General features: G+C 57.9%; 3 protein-coding genes. 1 reads left to right on the forward strand and 2 read right to left on the reverse strand.

The genetic code is table 11. The features are described 5' to 3' along the window. Positions 1 to 1,680: murein L,D-transpeptidase (locus R6V78_RS01210; RefSeq protein WP_410287494.1), on the reverse strand; the 1,680-nt coding region annotated here is incomplete at its 3' end. Continuing rightward, entirely contained in the window at positions 1,667 to 1,984 is a 318-nt protein-coding gene (locus R6V78_RS01215; RefSeq protein WP_410287495.1) for a 50S ribosome-binding protein YggL, read from the reverse strand. The genes R6V78_RS01210 and R6V78_RS01215, both read right to left, overlap by 14 nt. A 125-nt stretch (positions 1,985 to 2,109) precedes the next feature. Here R6V78_RS01215 and R6V78_RS01220 point away from each other — a divergent pair, with 125 nt between their 5' ends. After that, positions 2,110 to 2,502: an NINE protein gene (locus R6V78_RS01220; RefSeq protein ID WP_410287496.1), complete on the forward strand. Its 393-nt coding sequence runs from the start codon at positions 2,110 to 2,112 to the stop codon at positions 2,500 to 2,502. The last annotated feature ends 94 nt before the right edge of the window (positions 2,503 to 2,596 follow it).

Below are 2,596 nucleotides of genomic sequence, written 5' to 3' on the forward strand. Positions count from 1 at the left end.
GGTCCGCAGGCTGCTCCCCACACTCTGCGAGGGTGGCTTCGTCGAGAGAGCCGACAACGTACTGGCCTTCGGCCTGCCGGGTCGTGGCAAGACCCACCTCGTGTGCTTGACCCAGAAAGTCCAGTACTGCAGATGAACCGTCAGCGGGTCTTTGATCACAACCGTGGTGGTCTTTGCCTCGGCGATGATGCCTTCGATCCGGTCCCGATCCCAGGATGGGTCCGGTGCCAGGACGAAGAGGGCCAGATCGATCGGTTTTTCCACCCGGATGCACCCGCTGCTGTATGCCCTCGCCGTCCGCTGAAACAGGTGGCGGTCCGGTGTGTCGTGCAAATATACGCTGAAATCGTTAGGGAAAATGAACTTGATACGTCCCAATGAATTCCAGGGCCCCGGGCGTTGCCGCAGTCGCCCGGGAAAATTTCCGGCGTGTATCGTGGACCAGTCGATGAGGGTCGGATCCAAGGGCGCCGCCGATTCCTTCCATCCGCCGATCAACTCGAAGTGGTGCGATGCGATGTAGCCGGGATCCTTCTTGATCTTCGGCAGAATCTTGCGCGCCAGCACGCCCCGGGGAACATTCCAATAGGGGTTGATCACCAGATAGGTCATGTTTTTGCTGAACACCGGCGTCTTGGTGTAGGCCTCTCCGACAATGACCGGCATCTCCATCACCTTTCGCCCCTCCTGGAAAGCTTCAAGCTGAAAGGCGGGGGGGTTGACAATGATGTGCCGTCGGCCCAGATCCCTTGGAAGCCAACGCCAGCGCTCCATGTTGACCAAAACGCAGCGCAGCCGGTCTTGCGGGGATCGGTTCAGAGCGGCAAGGGTTTGCCGGCCGATGGCGCCGTCCGGGGAAAGCCCGTGCCGACGCTGAAACCGGATGACCGCTTCCTGCAGTCGGTCGTCAAAGACCGCAGCGCCCTCACCGCTTTCTTCAGGACCCGCAAGGTCGCCCTCGACGATGAGACGCGCCCGAACTTGTTCGATTCTGGCAGATTGGTCGCCAATTCGGAGTGTTTCCCCCGGTTCAATCTCCCGCCACTGTCCCGAAGCAATCGCCGTCCGAAGCCGCCGGGCCTCGTCCATGGCGGCACGGTAGCCGTCGCCGACCGGGGCCAGCGCCTCGACGGCGTTGTCCACATCCTGCGCTGTGGTGATGCCGGCCAGCAGTCCGAAGACCTCATTTTTTTTCCTCGGAGAGATCCAATGGGGATAAATCGTCTCCGGATCAATCTTTCCGCTGGCCAGGTGGTTTCCAAAAGTAACGAAGGCATCGGAGAGCACGATTTCCATCCCGGCCAGTTCCTTGGCGTCGATACTCCACGGTCGCTCCGCCGAAGCCGGTTTCAACCACTCCGAAAGGCAGGTAAAATGGTAATCCCGGGGAAAAAGGCCATGCCGCTCAGCGTTCCCGAGAACCGCCAGCAGCTCCCGGGCAGCTTCGCAAGGCCCTTCCTCGGACACCCACACCGGTCGGTCATCGCGCCTGTGATAAAAGTCGACCAGATCCTTGCCGGCATGAATCGGTTCGCAGCCCACCCATACCTGCTGGCTCTTGGTGGCCGCCTCGAGCCAGCCGCGAAGAAATTGCGAGACTTCACCGGTTTCCGGCAAAGCATGGCCCGGGCCGGGATTGGCCATGAGAAACAAAAACAACAGTATCTTAAACGTCTTCATGCCAGACATCGAACTCATCGCCGACCTTCCACTTTTCCACATCAGCGCGGGAATCGAGCCATGCGATAATTTTATTCAACCTCGCATCGGGATCCTCCGAGCGTCGGCCAAGCTCCACGACAACCTCCAGTCTATCCTCCTTGCCGCTGCCACCACAGCCGCATTCATTGGCAATGATGGCCTCGTCAATAAAGGCATCGAGAAATTCATCGAATTCGTCTTTGCGGTTGCGCGTGATGATGATCTGGCGCCCCCACTCCGCGTATTCTCCCACATGCAGTTTCTTGCGAAGTCGTTTTTTCATTTTTTCCCTTTCAAATGCTTCTTACCCCAAAAAACAGTCCCAAGAAGCCACAAAGATAAAGGCCTTGTATCTTGCAAGGATCTCCGGCACAAGCTAAAAACAGAACCTTGAAAGGAGACCAATTCATGACTCACGGCGACACCCACCGCAAAACCATCGGCTACATCCTGTGGATCTTCGGTTTTACCGGCAGCCACCGTTTTTATTATGGTAAACCGGTGACCGGCACCCTCTGGTTCTTCACCCTCGGCCTGCTGGGCATCGGCTGGCTCATCGACCTGTTTCTCATCCCGTCCATGGACCGCCAGGCGGACCTGCGCTTTGCCGCCGGCCCCAGGGATTACACCGTCGCCTGGGTGTTGCTCACCTTTCTGGGGTTGTTCGGAGCCCACCGGTTTTACATGGGAAAATGGATCAGCGCCATCATCTACCTGTTCACCGGAGCCCTTGTCGGGGTGGGATATCTTTACGATCTGTGGACTCTGAACGATCAGGTCACGCAGGTGAATCGACGATAGCGCTCCGGCCATCAGACCTTTTGGCCATCCTTCTTTCAGCAATCTTTCATTTCATCAGCAGCAAACTGACGGCCATCACCAGCATCCCGGCAAT

Source organism: Desulfosarcina sp. (assembly GCF_046496365.1).
GTDB lineage: Bacteria > Desulfobacterota > Desulfobacteria > Desulfobacterales > Desulfosarcinaceae > Desulfosarcina.